A 20,283-nucleotide genomic window follows, 5' to 3' on the forward strand; every position below is an offset into this window, starting at 1 on the left:
TTCAGGAATGGGCCAGAGTGGCGGCGATATCGGTGCGATAGGCGCGCAAGGCGGGAACGATGGAGGCGGCCAGGCCCACCAGCAAGGCGGCCGGCAGCAGCCAGGCCTCCTGCGGGTCGACCTTCCAGGCCGACAGCGCCAGATTCTGCTGGCCTTCCATCAGCGCGCCCAGCAGACCCACCCCAAAGTGGCCCAGCAGCCAGCCCAGCACGGCGCCGCCCAGCGCCAGGGCCAGGCCCTGGGTCAGCAACAGCAGCAGCAATTTGCGTGGCGCTGCGCCCAGCGCGCGCAAGATCGCCAGGTCGGTCTTGCGCTCTTCCAGCGCGTGGTACAGGGCCACAAACATCGACAGGCAGGCCACCGCCAGCACGATGGCGGCGATCGCGCGCAGCACGTCGGCACCGACGCCCACCAGCTCGAACAATTTGGCCGACTCCAGCGCCGGCTGCGCCGCCTGCAGGCGGGTCTGGCTGTTGACCCAGCGCGGCAGGCTGATGGCCGCCATCGGCGAGGCATAGCGCACCAGCAGCGCGGTGATTTCATGCTCGGCTTCGTTGACCTGCCCATGCGGCTCGTCCGGATCGGTTTCATGCACCTGCCATACGGAAGCGACGGGCGTGACGATCAGCCGGTCCAGCACCGTGCCGGTGGGCTGCAGGATGCCCACCACCGTGTAGGGCGCATGGGCGTGCACTTCGCCGCCGGCCACCAGGCCGTGCGAGCCGGCAAAGCGCGCACCGACAGCCGCCTTGGTGTTGCGCGCCACTTCCGCCCCCAGCACTACCTGCATGGTGCCGCCGAACAGCACGCCGCTGGCCGCCTGGCCGCCGTAATGGCGGATATAGTCGGCCGTGCTGCCGACGATGCGAAAGCCGCGGTAGCTGTCGCCGAGCGCCAGCGGGATCGCCTCGGCCACCAGCGGATTGGCCGCCATCTCAAGCTGTGCGGCGGCCGGGATATTGCCGGTCGGGATATCGATATGGTAGATCGACGACAGGATCAGCTGCAGCGGCGAGCCCTTGGCGCCGACCACCATGTCGATGCCGTTGGCGTCCTTCATGGCGCCGTCTTCCAGCTGGCTGGAGGCGGACAAAATAAAGGTCATCATCGCCACGCCGATCGCCATCAGCAGCAGATTGAGGCAGGTAGCGAGCGGCTTGTGGCGCAGCGCGGCCAGCGCCATGGTCACTGCGTTCAGGCGGCGCATGGCAGCTCCCCGCGCGCCGGCAGGCGCAGCACGGCGGCGCCGGGCAAAGCGGCGACCAGGCGCGCGTCGTGGCTGGCGATCAACAGCGAGGCGTTGGCGTCCCTGGCCTGGCGCGCCAGCAGCGCCACCACCGTGGCGCAGGCCCTGTCATCCAGATTGGCCGTCGGTTCATCGGCCAGCAGCAGGCGCGGTTGCGTGTACATGGCGCGCGCGATCGCCACGCGCTGGCGCTGGCCGCCGCTCAGCTGATGCGGCATGGCGTGCGCCTTGTCGGCCAGGCCGAGGCCGGCCAACAGCGCCTGCGCGCGCTGTTCGTCGGCCGGCAGACCCGCCGCATAGGCCGGCAGCAGCACATTGTCGCGCACGCACAAGCTGGACACCAGGGCCAGCTGCTGCGGCAGCAGGCCAACATGGCGGCCACGCCAGTCGTCGGCGGCGCGCGGCGCCAGGGCCGCCAGATCGACGCCGTCGATCTCGATGCGCCCCGCTTGCGCAGTCAAGATGGCGCCCAGCAGATGCAGCAGGGTGGATTTGCCACAGCCCGAAGGCCCCAGCAGCAGCGCGTGTCGGCCACGCGCCAGTTCAAAAAAGGGTACGGCGAGTACGGTCACACCGCCGTAGCGGTGCTCCAGTTGGGTAATGGTCAGCACATTGGTCTCGATCATCAATGACAACAAAGCCGCAGTGGCGGCTTGCGCCCTGCGGTCGTGGTAGCGGTATCAGGGAAAGGAGACCAGGGCCGGCGGCCCATGCGCATGCGGAATCAGGAAACTGCGCAGCAGCGGACTGGCCGGCGGTACGGAAGGGGAAAAACGATGACTGCCGGCCAGGCGCAGTGGCACCAGCGCCGGCGGCGTGAGTGATTGGTCAGCCGGCGGCACGCTGCCGGCAAAGCAGCTGGCGCAGTCAAACGGGTGGCTGTCGATGGCGTGATGGTGCTGGCCCAGGCCGAACAGCTGCAGCGCGAGCATGGCCATGACCAGCCATGCCAGCCAGCGCTTGTATCTGGAACCGTTTGCTACCATAAGACCAGGCATGCCCGAAAACGCAATTGATTTGCGAATAGTAGCATGCCCGGCAGGCCTGGCTCAGTACGCTTGCACCGGCGCCCGGGCTAGCCCCTGGCTTTTTGCGCCGGAATAAACTGCTCGCGCACGGCCTTGGCCAGCAGGTCCGGCGGCAGCAGGCCCTGGCCCAGCAGGAAGTTGTTGAACGCCAGGCGGTCGAACTTCGCACCCAGCGCCAGCTCGGTTTCCGCGCGCAGTTGCAATATGCGCGTGTAGCCGTAGAAATAGCTGCCGGCCTGCCCTGGCGCGTTGAAGGTGTAGCGGTCCAGTTCCTGGCGCGCCATCGGCTTCGACAGCATCACTTCGTCGGTCAGGATGCGCCCGGCTTCCTCGCGCGTGACCTGGCCCAGGTTGAGCATCGGGTCGAGCATGGCGCGCGCGGCGCGCAGCATGCGGAACTGCAGCGCGATGAACTGGCCCTCGGCCGGCTCGTGCGGGATCATCTCGGCTTCCGCGTACAGCGCCCAGCCTTCCACGTTGACGCTGTTGAAAGCATACAGGCTGCGCGCCTGCGACACGCCGCGTTCGACCATGGCGCTGAACTGCAGTTCGTGGCCGGGACGGCCCTCGTGCGCACTCAGGGTCCAGGCGGCGCCGGCGAAGTTGAAATCGTCATACGCTTCGCCCTTGCCGCTGGCGGCGGGGTTGCCCACCGGCAGCACGAACTGGCCATGCTCGCCCGTATTGCCGATCAGCGGAGGCGGACGCATGTGCGGCGCCGGCTGGGCCGCCGATTCGGCCGGCGAGGCCAGGCGCATGGTCATCGCGCGCGCCGGAAGATCGACCACGCCCTGCTGGCGGATGCGTTTTTCCAACTCGGTATTGACGCCCTTGTAATGGGCTTCCAGCTTGTCATTCGCAATCGCCGTGCTTTTCAGCGCGCGCAGCACCTGGCGGTAGTCGCTGCCGTCGATCCCTTTGAGGGAGAGTTTGGCGGCCACCACCGGCGCCAGCGCCTGCATCGCCGAACGCGTCTCCAGGTAGGCCACCTCGGCCCGCTCGACGAGAGTGCGCGGTTCGATATCGATGCCGACCTGCTTCAGGCGAAACGCATACTGCTCGGGCGCCATGCGGAAATCCGTGCGCGACAGCGGCAGCACCACCTCGCGTTCCCAGGCGGCGTAGTCATGCAATTGTTTTTCCATCGCCGCCAGCGCCGCTTCGGCGCCCGCGATCTGCATGTCGGCAAACAGCTTACGGATGCCGGCAATATAGGTCGGCACGTTCTCCAGCGACTGCTCCACCTGCCCCCGCACCGGACCGGCCAGGCCTGGCTGGCCGATTTTTTCGGTCAGGCGCGCTTTCGCCTGCTCGGTAACCGGCGTGCTGCCCTTCAATTGCCCTGTGTAGCGCTGCAGCCGTTCCAGCGCCTTGGCCCGGCGCGCGGCCGGGCGCTGTTCCTGCAGCAGGCTTTGCATGGAACCGAACACCATCTGCGGCACGTCGACCCACGGCAGGCTGTACCTGGCGTCGATCTGCGCGCCGGCGATTTCCTGGTCGACCGCGCCAATCAAAATTTCCAGGTCCTGGCGGATGCGCTCGTCGCGCTCCAGTTCCAGTTGTTGCTGCAGCTTCGCGCGCGCCTGCCGCAGGGCAGCGATCTGGCGTTCGACGATATCCGGTCCCAGGTCGGCGGCCAGGCCATCGTATTGCGACAGGCCCGTATCGGAGGCGTTTTCGGGCGAAAATGTCGCCTGCGCTTCGAGCACGATGGCGGCATTGCGGTTGCTGGCCTCGACCCAGGCGGCGGAGGCGGCAGGGGCTGGCGCGGCAATCGCGGGAATGGAAACAATGGGGGAAAAGGCGGCGGCTAGCGCCAGCGCGAATACGCTCTGGCGCAATTTCGGGGATACGGACATCGGGTGCTTCCTTCCTGGCGGTTTCGGCGAACGAAACGGCCAGTATCGGCGAGCACCCGGGCACTGTCAATCGATCAGGCGCAGGTCGGATTAGTGCGGCAACGCCGCACGTAATCCGACACCACCGCCAGCGTCGTTAATACCCGAGTCCGTAACCGAACTTGTACAGCGGCCGCGCCGTGTCATACGGCACGTCGGACTTCTGCACCAGCACTTCGGCCATCGACGATGGCAGTTCGAACGGCAGCTTGCCTTCCGGCTTGGCCTTGCCGGTCAAGACATCGAACAGTGCGCCGTCGCTGACGCCGAAGTTGCCGACAATGGCGCTGGCCTTGTCCTGCACGTTGCCGAGGATGGCCGGACGGTCCAGGTAGACCGTGACCACGGTTTTCGGCGCCAGGCGGGCGGCATTCTTGATCGCCTCATAGTCGGCGTCGCCGTCGACGAAGTTCAGGCGGCCTTCATGCTGCATGCTGCCGAAGATGTAGTTCGGGTGCAGGATTTCATACGGCGTGGCCACGCGCAGCAGGGCCACGTCGGCTTCCTGCGGGGTCGCCACCACGGTGTAGCCGTACTGGCGGGCGACGGCCGCGTCGATGCCGTACAAATACACCTTCTTGACGGTGGCGGCCAGCGGCAGCACCTTGTCCTTGTTTTCCAGCAGCACCAGCGAACGGCGCTGCGCTTCCAGGCCGGCGGCGACAAAATCGGCCTTGCCCACCGTGGCGGCGGCCTTTGCCGTGTCGACAAACGGATGCTCGAACAGGCCCTGCTTGAATTTCTGCACCAGGATGCGGCGCGCCGAGGCGTTGATGCGCGCCTCGGTCAGCTGGCCGCGCTGCACCGCCTGCGTCAGGTATGGTGCTTCCGTCACGCCGCCAAACTGGTCCATCCCGGCATTGACGGCCTTGACGTAGCGCTCGGCCTTGGTGGCGTTTTCCATGCCCCACGGCGTGCCGAAGCCGATAAACGAAGGCGCGACACCTGGCGCGGTGCCGTTGCGGCAGTTGGCGTCGCAGTCGGAGGTGATGCCCCAGTCGGACAGGATCACGCCTTCGAAGCCGTATTTGCCGCGCAGCAGGTCGGTCAGCATGGTCTTGCTGAAGCCGGCCGCCGTTTGTTCCAGCGTGATGCCGTCGATGGTGATATTGCCATCCGGCAGGGCGTAGGTCGGCATCACGGACGCCGCCTTGGCGTTGAACGCGCCTTCGAACGGTTTGACGTGATAGGCGAAATTGTTGCCCGGGTAGGTCATGTAGCGGCCATAGTAGTTGTGGCCGTCAAAACCTTCTTTGGTCGCGCCATAGCCGACCCAGTGCTTGACCACGGCCACCACGCTGCCGTCGTGCAGGCCGGTATTGCCGTCCTGGAAGCCTTCGATATAGTTCTGCACCATGCGCTTGGCCAGCTCGGCGTCTTCGCCAAAGGTGCCGTTGATGCGCGACCAGCGCGGTTCGGTGGCCAGGTCGGCCTGCGGCGACAGCGCCTGCGTGATGCCGACGGCCAGGTATTCCTGGCGCGCGATATCGCCGAAGCGGCGCACCAGCGCGTTGTCGCCGATGGCGGCCAGGCCCAGCGTTTCAGGCCACTGCGAAAAGCCTTGCGTGCCGGCGCTGGCGCCCACCGTGTACTGGAAGTGGTGGCGCGGGTCGGTGCTGATCGACACCGGAATGCCGTGGCGCGAGGTTTCGCTCAGCGCCTGCACCTTGTTGTACTGCGCCGCCATATTGGCCGAGTCGCCGGCCATGCGGGTAATGAAGGTATTGATATGCTGCTTGACGATCAGGTTCTGCAGGGCCGTGAGGTCGTAGCCGCTGCCCTGGCCGATGCCGGTCGGGTCGGCGACGGTAGGCGCCGTGCCGTGCATCATCAGGCCGGCTTTTTCGTCGAGCGACATGCGCGCGATCAGGTCGTCGGCGCGCGCCTCGGCGCTCAGGCGCCAATCCTCGTACGGGTCGATCTTGCCGTTGCGGTTCATGTCCTTGAAGGTATAGCTGTCGACCTTCAGCTGGCTGTAGGTGGTGGCGCCGAACACGGGCTGGGTATATCCGGGGCGGTCGCTGTTGCTGCTGCCGCAGGCGGCAAGGGCGAGCGTGGCGACGCAGCCGGCGACCACGCGGGCCATCGGTTTCAAAGTGCAATTCATGTCTGTCTCCAGTATGTTTTTGTGGTGAGCGGGGCCGCATCGAGGCTGCCCCGGACCCAATATAGCGTGTCATGTGAACATGTTTTTGACCGCGCAGAACAGTAGTTATACCGGTGAGAACAATTTTCGACATTGACGTGCGGCAATCACCGAATTCCGACAAAAATGCTACCATTTGTGAAAAATTACTACAAACAAGTCCGCAGAGACTGGAGACGAACAATGAACAAAACCGACACGCGCACGGTTTCGAACCGTATCGCGCAGCAATGCGCGCGCGCCATGCTGGCCGATGGCCACGATCCTGCCGATTTTTTCCGCCATACGGGCATCACCCAGGCGCAGCTCGACGAGCCTGGCGGGCGCATCAACGCCGAGCGGCACCGGCGCATGGTCAGCTATGTCCATCAGTTGCCGCCGCAGCGCGGCATCCTCGACCTCGACGTCACGCACTGGTTTGCGCATTTTTCGGGCGTGGCCCACGTCTGCTTCAACCGCCCCACCCTGCGCGGCGCAATCAACGAATTCCTGCATTTGCGTGGCCTGATCGGCCAGTTCGATTTCATGCTGATGAACGAGAACGGCTGCCTGATCGAGATCGAATACCTGTCCGAATTTTGCCCGGCCGGCGGCGCCATGCAGGCGCTGGCCAATTTCCGCATGCTGTCCCTGGTCACGCGCGCCTACGACCAGGGCGCGCCCACCGTGTTCCAGGCCGGCTTTCGCGGCGCCGCGCCGCGCTTTGCGCCCGCCATCTCCGAGTGTTTCGGCGCGCCCGCCACGTTTGGCCAGGCGCGCAACACCCTGCGCTTCCGGGCGCCCGCGCTCGATATTCCCTTCGGCCAGTTCAACGCCACCCTGGCGCCGCATGCGCTGCGCCATGCCCAGGCACAGCTGCAAAGCCTGCAGGGCGCGCAGCTGTTTTCCGCGCGAGTGGAACAGGCCATCATCGATTTGCTGGGCCAGCAGGACGGCGCCGCCGCCGATGGCGCCAAGCTCCTGCCGGCCCTGTGCGATGGCCTGGCGATGAACCACTGGACCTTGCGCCGCCAGCTGCAGCAGGAACAAACCTCGTTTCGCGCGCTCGAGCTGCGCGCCAAAAGCCGCGAATCGCGCCGCCTGCTGCGCGAAACGACGCTCAGCGTGGCCGAAATCGGCGACCGCCTGGGCTTTTCCTCGCAAAGCGCATTCACGCGCTTTTTCAAGAACCAGTTCGAACTGCCGCCGGCGCGCTACCGTCAGGATGCGGCCGGAACGTAGCAAGCATAGCTACGCTGGCCGATAGACGGCGGTCAATCAGGACTGCAGCAACTCCAGCCGTCCCGCTTCGAGCTTGCGGCGGATATCCGTCACATCGACCGTTGCTTCGCTGGTCAGCCTGGACAATGTGCGAATTTCGCCGGCGATCACGGAAAACCCGCGCCCGGCCTCACCTGCCCTCGAGGCCTCCACCGCGGCGTTCAGCGCGATCAGATCGGTCTGCTGGGCGATGCGCTGGATCGCGCTGACAATCTCGCCGATATCCTTCAGGCTGGCCTCGAGCTGATCGTTGTACTTGACGCGCTGCCTTTGCGCCTCGTCGCGGTCTTTTTCGGCTTGTATGTCGGCCAGCGCGCCGACAGCGCGCAGCGCCGTGCCGTCGGCCGCGCGCTTGGTTTGCCCACGCGCTCGGAACCACCGGTATTGATCATTCTTGCAACGCAGGCGGTAGCAGACGTCATACGGCGTCGCGCCGGTCTTGTCGTTCAGATGGCGAAGAAACGCTGTCATCGTCGCCTCCTTGTCCTCCGGGTGCAGGCGCGAGGCCCAGCTATCGACCACATTGGGAAATTCGGATTCTTCCACAAACCCCAGCAACCGGCGAAACTGCGGCGACCACCAGAACACATTCCTGGGGTTGACCGGATCGCCGGCGACGACGGCCAGATCCCATACGCCGTCGTTGACGATCTCGCGCGACAACTCGAAGCGTGTGCGCGTGACTTCGAGATCGCGCTCCAGCGTCAGCGCCTCTTCGATGCTGACGAGCGTGCCGGCCACGCGCAACGGTGTGCCGTCCGAGGCGCGCAGCGTCTCGCCGCGTGCCCGGAACCAGCGATAAACGCCATCCTTGCAACGCAAGCGGTACTTTACATCGTACGGCGTGCGGCCGGAACGATCTCCCATGTGGGCGGCAAAGGCCTTCAGCGTCGGCTGCTTGTCCTGCGGGTGCAGCAAGTCCGCCCAGCTTGCCAGTACGTTGGGAAAGTCCCGTTCATCCCGATAACCCACCAATTGACGAAACTTCGCGGACCAGAAAAAAGGATTGGCGGCGCCGGTCGTGTCATCGACAGGAACCTTCATGTCCCAAAATCCCTCGCCCGAGGCGTGGAGCACCAGATCGAAGCGCATCTGCATATCGTCGAGCTCGCCGCGCAACTCGTCCGCTTCTTGCTCCATGGCATCAAGTTCGGCGGCCGCCTGCGCATTCGGCGCAGGGGGGACGTTCTTCCAAAGAGAAGACAGCAGGTTCTTCAGCATTCTGGTACTCCTTGTTGTTCAGTCCGGCCGCGCCATGCCGGACTGCAATGAAATGTTAATTAGGCATGTTTAATTGCATTATGGCATTTTCTATCCCGTCGTGTCACACGCTTGTGCATTGTTTTTCTCAGTGCGCGTCCGCAGCCCGCTGTTCCCGGAGCAGCCACCAGCTAAAGCCACAACATCGCCCACGCCAGCTTCTATCCCGCCACCATGCATACGCGCGCCGTGTATTGCCATGAGGAGGTGATCGGCTTCCTGATGTTTGTCTCGCCGGACGACGACGATCCGCCCGGCCACTGCCAGGTCTGGCGCTTCATGATCGACCACCGCCGCCAGGGTCAGGGCCACGGCGGGGCCGCCCTTGCCCTGGCGCTGGCGCAAATCCGTGCCCACCCGGACGTGCGCAGCATCGAAATTTGCTACAAGGCGGGCAATGCCAACGCGAAACAGTTCTACACCAGCGTGGGGTTCGTGGAAACAGGGCTGGACGCCGATGGCAATGACATGCTGGCCATCATCGAGCTTGCCTGACGCCGTTTCAATCAGCGGGCAGAAAGGCGCCAGATGCGCTAAGCTCTTGCCGCCCGCCCTCACACAAGGAATACCATGACCCTGATCGCCGTCGCCACCATCGATGCCAAAGCCGACCATATCGCCGCCGTGCGCGCCGCGCTGGAAGCGGTGGTGCCGCCCAGCCGCGCCGAGAGCACCTGTTTGCGCTATGAGCTGCACCTGGACAATAAAATCCCCACCCGCTTCATCATGCTGGAAGAATGGGCCAACGAGGCCGCCTTGCGCGCACATGAAACGACGCCCCACTTCAAGGCGCTGGTAGCCGCTGTCGGCGACAAGGTCGTCAATATTGATGTGGCCGAACTGAGCAAACTGGCCTGAATCTGGCGCCAGCATCAATCGCGCGCGCCCGCGGAAAGGTTGCCATATAGAATGTGGCAACTTTTCTCGATACTTGCCATGATCACTATTTCTGCCCTACGCGCCACCGCAGCCCTTGCCGCACTGACCTTCACCCTTGGCGCCTCGGCGCAAGCGCCCATGCCCGATCTGGTGGGCGACTACAATCTGGCTTCGTCGTCCACCGTGCCGGCCAGCACCTGGGGCTACTCCAAGGGCCGCATCGCCATCAAGCAGCTCGATGACAAGCATTTGATGATCGTGCTGTCATGCGAATGGAAACGCGAACCGAAGGCCGTCTGCGGCGATTATTTCTACGCCCAGTGGCGCGACGACGGCCTGTACCTGCAGGACATGAATACCTTCGCCATGCGCCTGTATTTCGACCCGGCCTCGCGCAAGCTGACCATTATTTCGCGCGGCGCCGACGCCAGGGCCAGCGTGCGCCACGACATGTTCGCCGCCACCACCGCGCCATTGACCGATCCCGCCCTGGTACGGCGCATGAAGCGCGAGCAGAGCAATGCCGACAGCAAGGAAAACCGCCGCGTCTTCGGCCCCTACAACAAATGGGACTACAAGGAGAACCGCATCGAATTCCAGCAGCAAGCCGCCGTCAAACCATGATGCGGCGCCAGTTGCTGCGCCTGGCTGGCGCCCTGCTCTGCTCACCCGCGCTGGTGCGCGCGGCCGACACCGGCTTGAGCGGCGCCGTGCGCACGCGCATCCTGGCCGCCATCGCGCAGCCAGCGCCCAGGGTGCTCAATGTGCAGCACCTGGCCCTGATACGCCGGTTCAATATCGGCTGGTCGCCGGTGGAAAGCGGCGCGCCGATGCTGCACCCGGGGCAGCCGCTGGGCAAGGGCGACACGCTGGCGCTGGCCATGCAGGCGACCGCCGTCAAGGACGCTGCGCTGGCCGCGCAGCGCCTGATCGAAGCGGCGCAGCTGCTGCCCGACTTCATGCAGATGGCCAGGCTCAAACCGGGCAGCTATGCGCTCGGCAAGACCAGCTTTGCGTTTGGCGAACGCCATCAGCTGCTGCTGCGCCGGCAATCGTGGATCACCATGGAAATGCTGGGACTGGAAGCGGGCGACTACCTGAGCGAAGGCTATTGGCCCACGCCGTCGGTCGACGGCAAGCGGCCCTACGGCGACTTCACGAATTATCCTGTGGAGATGGCGCAGGCGCTGGGCCTGCCCGTGCGCAAGCGGGCGGACGGCGCCCTGGTGGTCACGCCGGCGCTCGAAAACGAGCTAGAAGCGCTGCACCAACAGACCATGCCGGCGATGCAGGTCTTCGTGCGCCACGCGGGGCTGATGCGCAGTACGGTTTAAACATTGCAAAAGGCTATCTCAGCGAAAACGGTGGGAACGCCGTGAAATCCAGGTCCATGGCCTGCAGCGCTATCGCTGCGTGCCCTGCCGCAAAACCTTCAACGCCTTGAGCGGCACGCCGCTGGCGCACCTGCACCACAAGGAACGCTGGCTGGCCTATGCCGACTGTCTGCTCAACTCGTTTTCGGTACGCAAGGCCGCCAGCCAGGTAAGCATCCATCGCAACACCAGTTTTCGCTGGCGCCACCGGTTTCTGGCGCTGGCCAAGACTGACCGGCCACGCTGCCTGCACGGCATCACCGAGGCCGACGACATGTATCTGCTGGAGTCGCAAAAAGGTTCAAGACACATGACGCGGCCGGCACGCCAGCGCGGTGGCCGCGCCAGCCAGCGTGGCATCTCCAACGAGCAGGTGTGCGTGCTGGTGGCGCGCGACCGCACCGGCCAAACCATCGATTTCGTCGTCGGCCTGGGCCAGCTGACCAAGGCCACACTGCACGCCTGCCTGCCGCCGGTGATCGACCGTGACATTTTATTGGTCAGCGATGGCCATCCGGCCTATCCCGTGTTTGCCAGGGAAATCGGCATCGAACATGCGGCGGTCAACCTGCGCGCCGGCATCCGCGTGCGCGGCACCGTGCATGTGCAGAATGTCAACGCCTATCACAGCCGGCTGCGCGGCTGGCTGCGTGCGTTTCATGGCGTGGCCACGCGCTACCTGCCCAACTACCTGGGCTGGCGCTGGATACTCGACGCCAAAAGAATATTGTCCCCCGAAAGCTTGCTCAGGGCCACTGTGGGCACGTTCCCACATTTGATGGTGACATAGCCTTGCAAAAACGCCAGCCTGCCTTCTGGCAGGTGCGCGCGGCGCCGCAAAGCGCCAGGATGACAGATCCATCTTCTGCAAGAAAGCACCGCCATGACCACCAATCCGCCCAGCCAGCACCCCGCGCGCCACCCGATCGGCATCGCCCACGGCGTCACCTTCGACGTGGTGGCCTGGGGCCCGGCCATGGCCGATGTCGACCTGAGCGTGGCCTGCATGTTCGAACACGAAGTGGGCGGCGCGCCGATCGCCGGCGGGCTGCTGGCGCTGGACCAGGCCCTGGGCGGCCGGCTGATGCGGCTGCGCGCCAGTGGCACCTTTCGCGCCCAGGCCATGGAAACGTTGCTGATCACCGCACCCTCGGCCGCCCTGGCGCCGCGCGCGGTGCTGGTGATCGGCCTGGGCGACCCTGGCGAACTCACCTCCGACGTGCTGCGCCGCGCCACCCGCGTGGCCATGCGCGAGGCGATCCGCCACGGCGCGCGCTCGATGGCGTTTGCGCCCAGCGTGCTTGACGCGGGGCATACCGACAACGCCGCGCTGAACATGCCGGAAGTCATGCTCGACGGCATGCTCGGCGCGCTGTCAGCCGACATGCTGCTGGCCGACACCGGCCTGGCGACCGCCCCCGTGCTGCGCCATTGCACGTTTGACGTGGGCGCGGCACGGGTCGAGTCGGCCGCCCTGGCGTTCGCCACCGCATTTGCCAAGCTGCATGATGACAAATAGCAAAATCACTGACATGTGAGTTATCGAACAGTGGCCCGGCGCCGCGTGACCGATTCTTGATCCGGACGACTTCGTCCACGCTTTCGAGAAGGGTCATACCATGGATGACAACACCAACCGCGCGCGCCGCCATTTCGTCGGCGCCGCTGCCGGCGGCGCCCTTGCCTCGGTCGTCGCACCGGCAATGTCGCAGTCAGGCACCGCCCAGGCCAGCCGCACCGCCGGCCTGCCGCCCGACCCCGTGACGCAATATCCACAGCCGCCGTTCGCCATCCAGCAACAGCCCTGGCCCGGCCTGACAAGCAAGATGAATCCGCGCCCCGACCACGGCGAAACCAGTTACCAGGGCTCCGCACGCCTGACGGGCCGGCGCGCACTGATTACCGGCGGCGACTCGGGCATCGGCCGGGCGGCCGCGATTGCCTATGCGCGCGAAGGCGCCGACGTGGCCATCAACTACCTGCCGGCCGAGGAGCAGGACGCGCGCGAAGTGGCGCAGCTGATACGCGCCGCCGGCCGCAAGGCCGTCACCATCCCCGGCGACATCAGGGACGAAGCGTTTTGCCAGAAACTGGTAGCCGAAGCGGCGCGCGCGCTCGGTGGCCTCGACATCCTGGTCAACAACGCGGCGCGGCAGTTCTCGGCGCAGTCCATCGTGGACATGACCACCGCCCACTTCGACGAGACCTTCAAGACCAATGTCTATGCGATGTTCTGGATCACCAGGGCGGCCATCCCCCTGATGAAACCGGGCTCGGCCATCATCAACACCTCGTCCGTCAACGCCTACGACCCCAGCGAAAACCTGCTCGATTATGCCGCCACCAAGGGCGCCATCATGATTTTCACCAAGGGCCTGGCCAAGCAACTGGCCAGCCAGGGCATCCGCGTCAACGCCGTCGCGCCCGGCCCGTTCTGGACCCCGCTGCAAGTGACCGGCGGCCAGCCGCCCGACAAGCTGCCGGCCTTCGGCAAGGACACGCCGATGGCCCGGCCCGGCCAGCCAGCGGAACTGGCGGGCGTGTATGTGCTGCTGGCGTCGGGAGAGTCGAGCTATGCGACAGGCCAGGTATATGGCGCTGTCGGCGGCAATGGCGGGCCCTGATGTTCCTGCCATGTTCAGCCGGACCGCGATGGGCAGGCCAGCTCGGCGCCGCCGATCATCTTTGGCGGCGAAGGACTGTATCTGCGCGCATGAACCAGCACGCGCAGGGCGATGTCCAGCGGCACTTGCTGCTCGTTCAGGTATGTGGCCGCAGCGAACGTTCCCAGCATCTCCTGGAAAATAATCGCGACATCTATTTTCTGCGCCATCAGGGCATTTGTCCGTCTCTGCTTTTCAGGTTCAGCCTCCTGCAGGCTGGGCATCGTATTATTGTTTTTCATAGGCCAACTCACTCGTCTCGCGCCTTCCCGCGTTGTCGCCCATTCAACTGCCGAACCCTGCTGCCGAATTCATCTTTTTCGATTATTTTCATGATGGACTCCCTGGCACGGTGAAGGCGGCTCTTGACGGTTCCCACCGGGCATTCCATTTTCACGGCGATTTCAGCATAGCTGCAGCCTTCACTTTCCCGCAGCACGAAGATCTCTCTTAAAAATGGCGGGAATCGACTGATGACATCGATGATTTCCATTTCCTGCTGCATGGCGATATAAATGGATTCGGGATCTTCCGCATCGCGCGCTTCGAGGTTGAATGGCGGACCACCAAGGTCCTGCATCGAGCGACAAATACAAAAACCATCACTCAACATTTTCTTGTGGTGAAGTTTTATGCAATTCATGGTAATTGAAAAGAGCCAGGTAAAAAACATTGATTCGCCTCGGAAATTTTTTAATCCTTGATACGCCTTGAAAAATATTATCTGTATCAGGTCGTCAATATCCTGCTGATTGTTGACATGGCGCCGAATCAGCTGACACACTTTTTTTCGATAGCGCAGATACAGGGCCTCGAAAGCCTCCTTGTTGCCTGCCCTGGCATTTTCCACCAAGAAATTTTCATTATCGTAAAGCATTTTTACTCCACGAACATAAAGGCAGAGCTCGTATCCTATCAGCAAGAAATCGCTCTTCTCTCTACATGATGGAGACTATTGATACATATCAACATAAAATAATGCAAACAGATTTTTATACAACTGCAACCAGCAAGACAAATTAAGCCTCGCGCAATTTATCTACAAATAAAAGAAATTTTACTTTTCAAAATTAAATATATGTTTCCTTAAAAAAATTTCCTTATAAAAAAAATTGCAAATTACTTATGGCCGCATGCGTGACAAAAAAATTTTATGTAGTAATATTAAAAACATACCAGGCTGATCAAATGAAGAAATATCCGTTCCATGTATATTATTGAATTTACGCAACGTACAACGCGCGTGGTGCGTGCTATCGACACTGAGTCCGGGCGGCTGAAAATTGATATCAGGGACAGCACGGCGCCGTTCGATACCTTGATCGTCGATGCCTGGGTGATTGTCGAAGACGGGGTGCTGTGGCTGGAGTATGAAACCGGAAGCAGCCAGACAGTGAGCGTCAGGCTCGCCAATGCGCTGCGCTGGTCGCGCCAGCCCAAGTGGTAGCGGCCCGGTTCAAGTGGAGTCGTAGCAGTGCTGCGCACAAATGACCGGGTGCGAGGTCACAGGCAAATCAATCCGCCACAGCGGATGATCACACCGCCTTGGTTGAAGGTGATGGCCTCCTCCCTCAGAGCACGTAATAAAACGGTTCCACGCCCTCAAGCGTCATCATTTCCAGCACCCCGCCCGCCTGCGCCAGAGCGCGAACGCAGTCGGACAACTCGTCCAGCAGGCACTGGCCGGTATTGATGATGTGGTAGTTGGCCAGCTTGACCATGATGAGCGGGACCGCGATCCCCATTCGCCGCCTTCCAGCCACACCGCCACCGTCGACAGCAATGAATGCAGCACCACATCGATGCCGATCTCGGTGACGACGGCGCCGTGGCGCAGGGCGATCGTCATGCTCAGCCTTGCGGTGCCGGTGGCAATGCCGGCGCCGGCGCTGAAGGGGGCGCCGGTGGCGCCGCCGGTTCCTGCGGCACGGCGCGGCCATTCGATTCCTGGCCACCGCTTTCCTCGGCCGGCATGGCCAGCGGCGCCGGCGGCGCGCCGGCCTGTTGCATGTCGCCGCCCGCTTCGACCGGCTCGTTTTCCGGCTCCATCGCTTCGATACGGCGCGCTGGCGGCGGTGGCTTGCCCCCTAGAAAGATGGCGTCGCGCGCCAGCTTGCCGGTGTCGAGCGCGGTCTTGAAGAAGTCGCCCACCACCAGCACGGCATTGTGGCCGCCCTGGCCCCAGTAGTTGCTGCGCATGGTGACGCGCGCGTCGTTGAAACCGACCCAGGCGCCGCCCACCAGCTGCGGGTGCATCATGATGAACCAGCCGTCGGCATTGTTCTGCGTGGTGCCGCTCTTGCCGGCCACGTCGGAGCGGATGCCGAAACGGTTGCGAATGGCCGTGCCCGTGCCACGGTCGATCACGCCGCGCATCATGTCGGTCAGGGTGTCGGCCGATTCGACCTTCATGGCCTGCACCGGCCTGGCCTGGTCGAAGCGCGCGATGACCTTGCCGTCGCGGTCGGTGATATGGGTGACCACATACGGCGTGCGCGCCTGGCCCTGGGCGGCGATGCTGGCGTAGGCGTTGACCATTTCCAGCAAGGTGACCGGGCTGGTGCCGAGCGCCAGCGAGGGCACGGCCGCGAGCTTGCTGTCACGCACCCCCAGCGCGCGCGCCAGCTTGATAATCGGCGGCAAGCCGACGTCCTGCATCACCTGCGCCGTGATCGTGTTCTTGGAATACACCAGGCCGTCGCGCATGGTCATCTCGCGCCCGGTGGTGCCGCTCATGTCGGTCGGGCGCCATTTGCTGCCGTCGGCCGCCTTGATGTCCATCACCGCATCGCGGTATACGTGCTCGGGACTGAGGCCCTTTTCCAGCGCCGCGCCATACACGATGGGCTTGAAGGTGGAGCCGGGCTGGCGCGCGGCCTGCGCCACATGGTCGAACTGTTCGCGCGCAAAGTCGCGGCTGCCGACCCAGGCGCGCAGGGCGCCGGTGGCCGGATCCATCGCCACGAAACCGGCCTGCAAGCGCGTCTTCGACTTGCGCAAGGCGGCCATGAAGGCGCGGTCGCCCTTCAGTTGCGCCAGCGCCTGCTCGGCCGTGATGCCGGCCGTGCCGCCGGCCGCCACCAGCTTGCGGTAGTCGCTGGATTCCTTGACGAAGGCGTCGACCAGGGCCGGATGCGATTTCCAGAAATAGTCGAACGGCACGCTGCCGGACTGCATCGAGGCGTACATGCCGGTCGAGGTCGACGACGGCACGCCGGCGCGGCTCCATTCCACGTCGGCAATCGCCTGCAAGGCATTGGCCTGGCGTTCGACGGCGCGCTCGGCCGCCTGCTGCAGGTCGCTGTCGAGCGTGGTGTGCACGATCAGGCCATCGAGTTCGAGGTTGTAGTCGTTTTCATCGGCCCAGTCGATCAGCCATTTGCGCACATAGGCCGTGAAATGGCTGTCGGTCTGCGCGCGTTCGCTCTGACGCTCGAAATGCAGGCGCAAAGGCCGCTTGAGCAGTTGCCTGTAGCGCTTCTCGTCGATCACCTCGTGCTTGCGCATCTGGCCCAGCACCACGTTGCGGCGCTGCAGCGAGCGCTCAGGGTTGCCGACCGGATTGTAGTAGTTCGTGCCCTTGAGCATGCCGACCAGGGTCGCGCTTTCCAGGATATCGAGCCGCGCGGCCGGCTTGTCGAAATAGGTGCGGGCCGCCATTTCGATGCCGAAGGTGTTGTACAGGAAAGGCACCGTGTTCAGGTAGGCTTCGAGGATTTCCGTCTTGCTGTAGGTGGCCTCGATTTTCAGCGCCGTGACCAGCTCCTTGAGCTTGCGGTTCAGGTTGCGCGAGCGGCCTATTTCCGCCGGAAACATATTGCGCGCCAGTTGCTGGGTAATCGTCGAGCCACCCTGCGGGTCGCCGGACAGGCTGTGGACGATGGCGCCGGCCAGGCGTTTGAAGTCGACGCCGTGGTGCTCATAAAAGCGGTGGTCTTCGGTGGCAATGAGCGCGCTGACCACATTGGGCGAGATCTGCTGCAAGGTCACCCGTTCCTGCAGCCCCTGGTCGAAGCGGGCCAGCTCTTCGCCACCGGCCGCCACCATGGTGCTGGGCGCGGCCGTGCGCGCCTGGCGCAGGTCGTGGATGCTGGGCGTGAGCGGTATCAGCAGCAGCAGATACGCCACCAGCAGCGCCAGCAAGGCCAGGAAGGACCACAGCGCCATCACCGCGGCACGCCGTCCCGGTGGCAAGGTCATCAGGTGGGCGTGGCCGCGCCGGTACAGGGTCGCCAGGCGAGCTCCGCCATGCCGGCCCAGGCGCGCCGCCATATCCTTGCCGCGCGCCGCCCATTGTTTTGCCTTTGCCCGTAACTGCTCCATGCTTGCCCTTGTTTGTTGCCGGATGATCCGTTTCGGCAAGTATATAGAACGCAGGCACAGGCTGGCGGAATTTACAGGTGGAAAACCTCCATGGCAAACCGGCCGGCCGCATGGCTGGCAACCGCGTGGTGATGGCTACGCGCGTCAGTCGCGGTCTTCCTGGCTGTCCGCAGGCGAGCGTTGCGGTTTCATGCGCTCTTCCTCGAGTTCTCCCATGCCCATTTTTTCCTCGTCGAGCAAATCATGTTCGCGCCGTTCGCGCTCCACGTCCGCTTCCACCTCGTCTTCCACTTCGTCCAGCTCCGGTTGGCCGTGCGGCATGATGGTTCTCCTTCGTTTGCATGCAAACCAGTGTAGACGGAAATGGAATAATCGCAGGTTTTTCTGGCCGACAACTAGGCAGCCTTGCGAAACGTCAGGTTGATGCGCTGCGCACCGAGCACAGCATGCTGGCCGTCCTTCAGCGGCGCCACGCCGTGGTAGCGCAGCCGGTCAGGGCCGCCCCACACCACCACGTCGCCATGCAGCAGCACGATGCGCGCGGCGCGGTCTGCGCGCAGCGCGCCGCCGAACAGGAAAGTGGCAGGCAGGCCCAGCGAGACCGAGACGATGGGCGCCGTGAAATCGCACTCGTCCTTGTCCTGGTGCAGCGCCATGCGCGCGCCGGGCACATAGCGGTTGAGCAGGCAGGCGTCGGGCATGAAACCAGGGTAGCCAGCGGCCGCGGCCGCCTCGCGCGCCAGCTCCAGGAACACCGGCGGCATGGGCGGCCACGGCGCGCTGCCGTCCGGGTCCTGCCGCACATAGCGGTAGCCGCGCGTATCGGTGACCCAGCCCAGCTGGCCGCAATTGCTCATCGCCACCGACATGCGCAAGCCGCCTGGCGTGGCCATATGGCGCAGCGGCGCCGCCTGCACGATGGCGTCCAGGGCGGCGAGCAATGGCGCCACCCTGGACAAGGCAAAACCGCGCAACAGCGTCGAGCCCGTGCTGCCCGGCACCAGCGGCACGGGGCCGATGGCGGCGAAATCGTCGTCGTCAAACAGGGACAGGTTCATGCCCTATTCTAGCGCGCCGTGAAAAAAGGCGTGGCGTCGGTTACAGTAGCGTTTACTACCACTCGACACGAGCTGACATGGATCACTACGCCGATTTGCTCAACACCCTGGCGCAACAGGAAGCAACCCTGCAGTTCGACCGCTTCGACAGCGACACCGCGCTGGCCGTCGGCCTGTGGATCGTCGAGGAAGTGCGCAAGCGTGGCAAGGCCGTCACCGTCAATATCACGCGCAACGGCCAGGTGCTGTTCCATTACGCCATGAGCGGCGCGACCATCGACCAGGCCGACTGGATACGGCGCAAGAACAATACCGTGCAGCGCTTTGCGCGCAGTTCGTACGCGATGGGGATTTCGTACAAAAAACAAGGGCAGCACGTTCGAAGAGGTGGCCTACCTGGATACCCTGCAATACGCGGGCCACGGCGGCGCCTTTCCGCTGATTATCCGTGGCGTAGGCATGGTCGGCACGGTCACCGTGTCGGGCCTGGCGCAGGCGGACGACCATGCGCTGGTGGTGGCTGCCTTGCAGGCGCAGCTGGACGCGCACTGACGGGAAAATTGGTGGCGCCGTCACGGTTCTTGAACGATAGCGCGTCGGGTGCCGCGGAAGAAAAGATCATGTTTCTCCAGGCGACGCGTCTACTTCCTGGTCGACAGCGCCACGATCGCCACGCCGGCCGCCACGATCAGCGCATCTTCGATCAGGCCGCTCCTGGTCTGGCCGATGCGCGCCATGGCCTGCTTGCGTCCGGCCAGTGTGAGGTAGGCCAGTGGCACGGCGGTGGCGACGGCGACCGCCGCGCCGGTCTTTTCGCGTCCCTCGGGCGCCAGCGCCGCACCGGCGATACCGGCGCTCATCACGCGCGCCAGCAGGCCCAGGAACACGGTGCGGTCCGGCGCCGTCTTCATCTTGTCGCCATACAATTCCGCGGCGCCCATCAGCAGCGCGCCGGCCTTCAACACGGGACGGTCGAGCAGCACCAGCTGGCCGGTCGTATGGCGCCCGGCCAGGCGCGCGGCGGCGATGGTGGCCATCGGCGTCATCGAGCGCGCGCTGGCAACGGCGCCGATCAGCATGGAAGAGAGCAGGCTGCGAATAGTCATCTTGTTAACTCCTGAGTCAGTGGAAGGTGCGTAACCGAGGGCG

22 protein-coding genes and 2 pseudogenes are annotated in these 20,283 nt (G+C 64.1%); 11 read left to right on the forward strand and 13 right to left on the reverse strand.

Going from position 1 to position 20,283, the window contains the following annotated elements:
- Position 1: 1 nt before the first annotated feature.
- The 5 genes from ASR47_RS15205 to ASR47_RS15225 form a co-directional block, all read right to left on the reverse strand.
- Positions 2–1,207, reverse strand: coding sequence for an ABC transporter permease (locus ASR47_RS15205; RefSeq protein WP_171898948.1), 1,206 nt, complete (start codon positions 1,205–1,207; stop codon positions 2–4).
- The gene (locus tag ASR47_RS15210; protein ID WP_065308620.1) at positions 1,195–1,872 is read right to left on the reverse strand and encodes an ABC transporter ATP-binding protein; all 678 of its coding nucleotides are present in this window, start codon (positions 1,870–1,872) and stop codon (positions 1,195–1,197) included. Before ASR47_RS15210 ends, ASR47_RS15205 begins: the two co-directional genes overlap by 13 nt.
- Before the next feature lie 54 nt (positions 1,873–1,926).
- The gene (locus ASR47_RS15215; RefSeq protein WP_171898950.1) at positions 1,927–2,184 is read right to left on the reverse strand and encodes a hypothetical protein; all 258 of its coding nucleotides are present in this window, start codon (positions 2,182–2,184) and stop codon (positions 1,927–1,929) included.
- 137 nt (positions 2,185–2,321) lie between these two features.
- Entirely contained in the window at positions 2,322–4,133 is a 1,812-nt protein-coding gene (locus tag ASR47_RS15220; RefSeq protein ID WP_171898951.1) for a DUF885 domain-containing protein, read from the reverse strand.
- A 136-nt stretch (positions 4,134–4,269) separates the two neighbouring features.
- Positions 4,270–6,279: a glycoside hydrolase family 3 protein gene (locus tag ASR47_RS15225; RefSeq protein ID WP_065308623.1), complete on the reverse strand. Its 2,010-nt coding sequence runs from the start codon at positions 6,277–6,279 to the stop codon at positions 4,270–4,272.
- 222 nt (positions 6,280–6,501) lie between these two features.
- Here ASR47_RS15225 and ASR47_RS15230 point away from each other — a divergent pair, with 222 nt between their 5' ends.
- The gene (locus ASR47_RS15230; protein ID WP_065308624.1) at positions 6,502–7,539 is read left to right on the forward strand and encodes a helix-turn-helix transcriptional regulator; all 1,038 of its coding nucleotides are present in this window, start codon (positions 6,502–6,504) and stop codon (positions 7,537–7,539) included.
- Positions 7,540–7,575: 36 nt separating this feature from the next.
- Here the strand turns inward: ASR47_RS15230 and ASR47_RS28160 are convergent, their stop codons facing one another.
- Positions 7,576–8,799, reverse strand: a complete 1,224-nt coding sequence (locus tag ASR47_RS28160; protein ID WP_065308625.1) for a methyl-accepting chemotaxis protein — start codon at positions 8,797–8,799, stop codon at positions 7,576–7,578.
- A gap of 213 nt (positions 8,800–9,012) precedes the next feature.
- On the opposite strand from ASR47_RS28160, the gene ASR47_RS15240 reads away from it, so the two are divergent.
- The 7 genes and pseudogenes from ASR47_RS15240 to ASR47_RS15270 all read left to right on the forward strand — a co-directional run bounded on the left by ASR47_RS15240 (position 9,013) and on the right by ASR47_RS15270 (position 13,714).
- The gene (locus ASR47_RS15240; protein ID WP_065308626.1) at positions 9,013–9,333 is read left to right on the forward strand and encodes a GNAT family N-acetyltransferase; all 321 of its coding nucleotides are present in this window, start codon (positions 9,013–9,015) and stop codon (positions 9,331–9,333) included.
- A gap of 75 nt (positions 9,334–9,408) precedes the next feature.
- Positions 9,409–9,696 (forward strand): putative quinol monooxygenase, encoded by a 288-nt coding sequence (locus ASR47_RS15245; protein ID WP_065308627.1) that lies wholly within the window; start codon positions 9,409–9,411, stop codon positions 9,694–9,696.
- 78 nt (positions 9,697–9,774) lie between these two features.
- The gene (locus ASR47_RS15250) at positions 9,775–10,341 is read left to right on the forward strand and encodes a hypothetical protein (protein ID WP_065308628.1); all 567 of its coding nucleotides are present in this window, start codon (positions 9,775–9,777) and stop codon (positions 10,339–10,341) included.
- The gene (locus tag ASR47_RS15255) at positions 10,338–11,051 is read left to right on the forward strand and encodes a hypothetical protein (RefSeq protein WP_082988950.1); all 714 of its coding nucleotides are present in this window, start codon (positions 10,338–10,340) and stop codon (positions 11,049–11,051) included. The genes ASR47_RS15250 and ASR47_RS15255 overlap by 4 nt, the downstream gene beginning before the upstream one ends.
- Before the next feature lie 40 nt (positions 11,052–11,091).
- Positions 11,092–11,880, forward strand: a pseudogene (locus tag ASR47_RS15260) (IS1595 family transposase); the annotation flags it as partial.
- Between the two features lie 93 nt (positions 11,881–11,973).
- Positions 11,974–12,609, forward strand: coding sequence for a M17 family peptidase N-terminal domain-containing protein (locus ASR47_RS15265; RefSeq protein ID WP_065308631.1), 636 nt, complete (start codon positions 11,974–11,976; stop codon positions 12,607–12,609).
- Positions 12,610–12,709: 100 nt separating this feature from the next.
- Positions 12,710–13,714, forward strand: a complete 1,005-nt coding sequence (locus tag ASR47_RS15270; RefSeq protein WP_065308632.1) for an SDR family oxidoreductase — start codon at positions 12,710–12,712, stop codon at positions 13,712–13,714.
- 14 nt (positions 13,715–13,728) lie between these two features.
- On the opposite strand, the gene ASR47_RS15275 is transcribed toward ASR47_RS15270, so the two are convergent.
- Positions 13,729–13,995, reverse strand: a complete 267-nt coding sequence (locus ASR47_RS15275) for a hypothetical protein (protein ID WP_065308633.1) — start codon at positions 13,993–13,995, stop codon at positions 13,729–13,731.
- Positions 13,996–14,003: 8 nt separating this feature from the next.
- Positions 14,004–14,630 carry an RNA polymerase sigma factor gene (locus tag ASR47_RS15280; RefSeq protein ID WP_065308634.1) on the reverse strand — a complete coding sequence of 209 codons (627 nt, stop codon included), beginning with the start codon at positions 14,628–14,630 and terminating at the stop codon, positions 14,004–14,006.
- Positions 14,631–14,960: 330 nt separating this feature from the next.
- Here ASR47_RS15280 and ASR47_RS15285 point away from each other — a divergent pair, with 330 nt between their 5' ends.
- Positions 14,961–15,200 carry a hypothetical protein gene (locus ASR47_RS15285; RefSeq protein WP_065308635.1) on the forward strand — a complete coding sequence of 80 codons (240 nt, stop codon included), beginning with the start codon at positions 14,961–14,963 and terminating at the stop codon, positions 15,198–15,200.
- Between the two features lie 124 nt (positions 15,201–15,324).
- Here the strand turns inward: ASR47_RS15285 and ASR47_RS27435 are convergent, their stop codons facing one another.
- From ASR47_RS27435 to alkB, 4 genes are all read right to left on the reverse strand, one after another.
- Positions 15,325–15,498, reverse strand: coding sequence for a hypothetical protein (locus ASR47_RS27435; protein ID WP_171898952.1), 174 nt, complete (start codon positions 15,496–15,498; stop codon positions 15,325–15,327).
- Between the two features lie 106 nt (positions 15,499–15,604).
- Positions 15,605–18,076 (reverse strand): penicillin-binding protein 1A, encoded by a 2,472-nt coding sequence (locus tag ASR47_RS15290; protein WP_065308636.1) that lies wholly within the window; start codon positions 18,074–18,076, stop codon positions 15,605–15,607.
- A gap of 144 nt (positions 18,077–18,220) precedes the next feature.
- On the reverse strand, positions 18,221–18,397 hold the full coding sequence (locus ASR47_RS27440; protein WP_171898953.1) for a hypothetical protein: 177 nt from the start codon (positions 18,395–18,397) through the stop codon (positions 18,221–18,223).
- Positions 18,398–18,471: 74 nt separating this feature from the next.
- A complete protein-coding gene (gene alkB / locus ASR47_RS15295) occupies positions 18,472–19,134 on the reverse strand; it encodes a DNA oxidative demethylase AlkB (RefSeq protein ID WP_065308637.1) in 663 nt (220 codons plus the stop codon).
- 77 nt (positions 19,135–19,211) lie between these two features.
- Between alkB and ASR47_RS28370 the strand changes: the two are divergent.
- Positions 19,212–19,376: pseudogene (locus tag ASR47_RS28370) on the forward strand (heme-degrading domain-containing protein); the annotation flags it as partial.
- A gap of 145 nt (positions 19,377–19,521) precedes the next feature.
- Positions 19,522–19,686, forward strand: coding sequence for a heme-binding protein (locus ASR47_RS28265; protein WP_342670543.1), 165 nt, complete (start codon positions 19,522–19,524; stop codon positions 19,684–19,686).
- Between the two features lie 89 nt (positions 19,687–19,775).
- On the opposite strand, the gene ASR47_RS15305 is transcribed toward ASR47_RS28265, so the two are convergent.
- Positions 19,776–20,240, reverse strand: coding sequence for a hypothetical protein (locus tag ASR47_RS15305; RefSeq protein ID WP_065308638.1), 465 nt, complete (start codon positions 20,238–20,240; stop codon positions 19,776–19,778).
- Positions 20,241–20,283: the final 43 nt, after the last annotated feature.

The sequence above is a fragment of the Janthinobacterium psychrotolerans genome (assembly GCF_001677885.1).
Taxonomy (GTDB): domain Bacteria; phylum Pseudomonadota; class Gammaproteobacteria; order Burkholderiales; family Burkholderiaceae_D; genus Janthinobacterium; species Janthinobacterium psychrotolerans.

Excerpts from the sequence above, each read along its gene's own strand:
- ASR47_RS15205 (WP_171898948.1), bottom strand. The coding sequence starts at position 1,207 with ATGCGCCGCCTGAACGCAGTGACCATGGCGCTGGCCGCGCTGCGCCAC.
- ASR47_RS15210 (WP_065308620.1), bottom strand. The coding sequence starts at position 1,872 with ATGATCGAGACCAATGTGCTGACCATTACCCAACTGGAGCACCGCTAC.
- ASR47_RS15215 (WP_171898950.1), bottom strand. The coding sequence starts at position 2,184 with ATGGCCATGCTCGCGCTGCAGCTGTTCGGCCTGGGCCAGCACCATCAC.
- ASR47_RS15220 (WP_171898951.1), bottom strand. The coding sequence starts at position 4,133 with ATGTCCGTATCCCCGAAATTGCGCCAGAGCGTATTCGCGCTGGCGCTA.
- ASR47_RS15225 (WP_065308623.1), bottom strand. The coding sequence starts at position 6,279 with ATGAATTGCACTTTGAAACCGATGGCCCGCGTGGTCGCCGGCTGCGTC.
- ASR47_RS15230 (WP_065308624.1), top strand. The coding sequence starts at position 6,502 with ATGAACAAAACCGACACGCGCACGGTTTCGAACCGTATCGCGCAGCAA.
- ASR47_RS28160 (WP_065308625.1), bottom strand. The coding sequence starts at position 8,799 with ATGCTGAAGAACCTGCTGTCTTCTCTTTGGAAGAACGTCCCCCCTGCG.
- ASR47_RS15240 (WP_065308626.1), top strand. The coding sequence starts at position 9,013 with ATGCATACGCGCGCCGTGTATTGCCATGAGGAGGTGATCGGCTTCCTG.
- ASR47_RS15245 (WP_065308627.1), top strand. The coding sequence starts at position 9,409 with ATGACCCTGATCGCCGTCGCCACCATCGATGCCAAAGCCGACCATATC.
- ASR47_RS15250 (WP_065308628.1), top strand. The coding sequence starts at position 9,775 with ATGATCACTATTTCTGCCCTACGCGCCACCGCAGCCCTTGCCGCACTG.
- ASR47_RS15255 (WP_082988950.1), top strand. The coding sequence starts at position 10,338 with ATGATGCGGCGCCAGTTGCTGCGCCTGGCTGGCGCCCTGCTCTGCTCA.
- ASR47_RS15265 (WP_065308631.1), top strand. The coding sequence starts at position 11,974 with ATGACCACCAATCCGCCCAGCCAGCACCCCGCGCGCCACCCGATCGGC.
- ASR47_RS15270 (WP_065308632.1), top strand. The coding sequence starts at position 12,710 with ATGGATGACAACACCAACCGCGCGCGCCGCCATTTCGTCGGCGCCGCT.
- ASR47_RS15275 (WP_065308633.1), bottom strand. The coding sequence starts at position 13,995 with ATGAAAAACAATAATACGATGCCCAGCCTGCAGGAGGCTGAACCTGAA.
- ASR47_RS15280 (WP_065308634.1), bottom strand. The coding sequence starts at position 14,630 with ATGCTTTACGATAATGAAAATTTCTTGGTGGAAAATGCCAGGGCAGGC.
- ASR47_RS15285 (WP_065308635.1), top strand. The coding sequence starts at position 14,961 with ATGTATATTATTGAATTTACGCAACGTACAACGCGCGTGGTGCGTGCT.
- ASR47_RS27435 (WP_171898952.1), bottom strand. The coding sequence starts at position 15,498 with ATGGGGATCGCGGTCCCGCTCATCATGGTCAAGCTGGCCAACTACCAC.
- ASR47_RS15290 (WP_065308636.1), bottom strand. The coding sequence starts at position 18,076 with ATGGAGCAGTTACGGGCAAAGGCAAAACAATGGGCGGCGCGCGGCAAG.
- ASR47_RS27440 (WP_171898953.1), bottom strand. The coding sequence starts at position 18,397 with ATGCCGCACGGCCAACCGGAGCTGGACGAAGTGGAAGACGAGGTGGAA.
- alkB (WP_065308637.1), bottom strand. The coding sequence starts at position 19,134 with ATGAACCTGTCCCTGTTTGACGACGACGATTTCGCCGCCATCGGCCCC.
- ASR47_RS15305 (WP_065308638.1), bottom strand. The coding sequence starts at position 20,240 with ATGACTATTCGCAGCCTGCTCTCTTCCATGCTGATCGGCGCCGTTGCC.